Source organism: Anabaena sp. FACHB-1237 (genome assembly GCF_014696225.1).
Lineage (GTDB): Bacteria > Cyanobacteriota > Cyanobacteriia > Cyanobacteriales > Nostocaceae > FACHB-1237.
This window is the reverse complement of record NZ_JACJPV010000086.1, coordinates 1-3,144: the sequence shown is the minus strand read 5'-3', so window position 1 is coordinate 3,144 and position 3,144 is coordinate 1. Positions and strand designations below refer to the sequence as shown.

3 protein-coding genes and 2 pseudogenes are annotated in these 3,144 nt (G+C 30.4%); all 5 read left to right on the top strand.

What is annotated here, in order from left to right:
- Positions 1-226 precede the first annotated feature (226 nt).
- Positions 227-580 (top strand): annotated as a pseudogene (locus H6F32_RS20115) (acyltransferase); the annotation flags it as partial.
- Between the two features lie 415 nt (positions 581-995).
- Positions 996-1,112: a photosystem II reaction center protein I gene (locus tag H6F32_RS20110; RefSeq protein ID WP_190371039.1), complete on the top strand. Its 117-nt coding sequence runs from the start codon at positions 996-998 to the stop codon at positions 1,110-1,112.
- A 227-nt stretch (positions 1,113-1,339) separates the two neighbouring features.
- Positions 1,340-1,618 carry an AAA family ATPase gene (locus H6F32_RS20105; protein ID WP_190371038.1) on the top strand — a complete coding sequence of 93 codons (279 nt, stop codon included), beginning with the start codon at positions 1,340-1,342 and terminating at the stop codon, positions 1,616-1,618.
- Positions 1,612-2,688: pseudogene (locus tag H6F32_RS20100) on the top strand (HindVP family restriction endonuclease). Before H6F32_RS20105 ends, H6F32_RS20100 begins: the two are co-directional and overlap by 7 nt.
- Positions 2,689-2,720: 32 nt before the next feature.
- On the top strand, positions 2,721-3,020 hold the full coding sequence (locus H6F32_RS20095; protein ID WP_242031211.1) for a DNA cytosine methyltransferase: 300 nt from the start codon (positions 2,721-2,723) through the stop codon (positions 3,018-3,020).
- Positions 3,021-3,144: the final 124 nt, after the last annotated feature.

Genomic DNA, 3,144 nt, shown 5'->3' with positions numbered 1-3,144 from the left:
TAATTAAGTTTAGTAAATTTCATCGTTAATTAATTTCTTAATGTACCCTATCATCATTCTCTCATAAAATTAATACCCGTCATTTATTTAATCTATTACTATTAACAATTCTCAATCAGTCTGATTCAATAACATCTTCATTATTGCAGTACACATATACTAATAATTAGCGATCGCTGTGCCAGTTGCGTAAGTCCTGATTTATATTGACGATCATACTTACATTGCTCCTTATGTTTCTATCGCCGGACCTGGCAATGTTAAAATTGGTAAAAACTGTATGATTGCTTCCCATTGCGGAATATATGCCAATAATCATGTATTTACGGATGTTTCTTTACCAATAAAGGATCAAGGTGTGACTCGTCAAGGTATTATCATTGAAGATAACTGCTGGCTAGGTCATGCTGTGACAGTATTAGATGGTGTTACTATTGGTCAAGGTAGCATAATTGGTGCTGGTGCAGTTGTGAAAAAAAATATACCTCCATATTCAATAGCGGTAGGTGTACCAGCAAAAGTAATTAAAACAAGAACAGATCAAAAATTCCCAGAAACTTTACTAAAAGCTGAATTGTAACTGATTGATAGATATAGGAGTAAAAATTACATCAGTGTTTTCTACAACCCTTGTACGTTCTATAGAACATCTCCACAGTTTAATAGTGGTAAGGGTTAATTAACAGTTTGTGATATGATATCTTTTCAGAATTAGCGGTATTAGGTTGAAATAACAAAAATATAGTCAAATATTGACATCTGTGGTACAAAAATATTATCGCCTCTGCTAGTGCATCTGTGATGTAAGATGTGAAGGTGTGTGATATATTATCCTGGAGTTGAATCGGAACTCTATGTGATGATAGAAACCGAATAGCGCGGCTTGTAGTTAGCCCCAGTAAGGCGTGAACCTTACCAAGCTAGAAATATTTGATGATATTTTTAGTAACTATTACTAATACTCGCAAATTTTCAAACCTCTTGGAGTAATTTCTATGGTGACTTTAAAAATCGCAGTTTATATCGTTGTCTTCTTTTTCCTGAGTATTTTCATATTTGGGTTTTTATCCAATGACCCAGCACGTAATCCTGGCCGTCGGGATTTAGAATAGTAATGAGTAGGGGTTTAGCAGTGCTAAACCCCTACAGATTTTAAAGTGTTTATACTATTTTATTCATTCTAAATAAAAGCTAATTGCATCAACACTTATTAAAGTATTTTAAAAATTTTTGTATATTATTTGATAATACAAGAAATAGAATAAATTAAGAACTAAGAGCGTAAGAACTAAGAGCGCAAGAACTAAGAGCGATCGCTAATTTTATTACTAACATTATTATGACGAAATTAATCAATAAAACACAATTATCAAGAATTAAAGTACAAGGTTTTAAATCTATCACTGAATGCGATCTTGAACTTTCTCAAATTAACATATTAATTGGCTGTAATGGCGCAGGAAAATCTAATTTTATCAGCTTTTTTCGCATGATTCAAGAAATATTAGATCAACATTTACAAATATTTGTTAGTCGTCAAGGAAGACCAGATACCATACTACATTTTGGCAGAAAAACCACTGAAAAATTAGACATTCAATTACATAATTTATGTTAGAAAATCTACAACCAGGTTTATTTGGGTTAATTAATTGCAATCGAGATTTTACTCAACCAACGAGTTGGGGTAAAAATCAATTTAATAATTCCTTTCCAGTTGCATTAGCTTGCTATATGTATAGCAAAGGATTAAAATTAAATTACTTAACACTAGATCATCAATTAAAAATCAAGCATCAAGAAATAGATGTTCAGCAAATATTCGGTATATCACCAATATCTAATAATTTATTTTTCTTCTTTGAAAGTGATTATGTTCCTTATAGAAAAATAGTTATTGGTAAGTTACCAAGAGTTGATTTAGTCACTCATGATTTGAATAGAGATAATTTATGTTTAAAAAATATTGAAATTAAATTAACCGCATTACCTGATAATTCTACTTATCGTTTACCAGATCATCAATATGGATGTGAAATTGTTACTAGACCAGATACAATTGTTTATCTAGCCTTGAGTATTTGTTATGAATTTCAACATCAAAAAGATAAATTACTTAGTTATCTACAACCTGTATGTAGTGAAATTCACGACTGGTTAAGTATTAGTCAAGTATTGCCATATATTTCTAGTATGATCAATTGTTTAGATAATTTATTAATTGATAACTTAGAAATCCAAATACCATTAGTTATGCAACCAATATGGAAAACTTTAGGGAAAACTGCAAAACTTGATCAACATTGTTTAGATATTTTTGTTTGGACTAATTTTGCCTTTACCAGACTTTTCTTTGATATAGCTACCAAATCAGAAGAAGAGACTATACAAAGACCAATGCGTTCTGTGGTATGATTAATAAAAATGCTATATGAATTTGCACTTAGTGGTAAAATCAATCATAAATTAGTAATTGATACCCTAACTTATAATACTAAAAATGATAAAGCCTTTGCATTAAGTGGTTCTAATACTCGTCCTTATATGATGTGTGATAATTTGATAAAACCTAGAATTACTAAGCAAGAAATTCAAAACATTATTTTAGGTGGAGGACAAAATTTTTTAAGCCCTGAAAGAAGATTAGATGCAGCTATACTTAGCAATCCTGAAATTTTTGATATGTAGATGGTATATATTTATTATAGGTATTTTAAAATATGCAGTTATATCATGATCATAGTTCATTAAACTCACTCAAAGCTATAGATTTATTTTCTGGTTGTGGGGGATTATCATTAGGATTTAAAAATGCTGCATTTGAAATTGTTGCAGCTTTTGATAATTGGAAATCAGTTATTAATGTATATCAGCAAAATTTCCATCATCCTATTATTGAATATGATTTAAGTCAGATCAATAATCATCATGACTATAGTATTTTTAAAGACTTTACACCTGATATCATTATTGGTGGTCCACCATGTCAAGATTTTTCCAGTGCTGGTAAACGTAATTAGGACTTACGCATTGACAGAATAAAAAAATAGTGCATTGATAAATAAGGGTCGTCTAGTAATCGGTATGGGAGAATGAGAGAAATTACTAAACTCTCGACAGCACAATGCAACATAGACATCTACA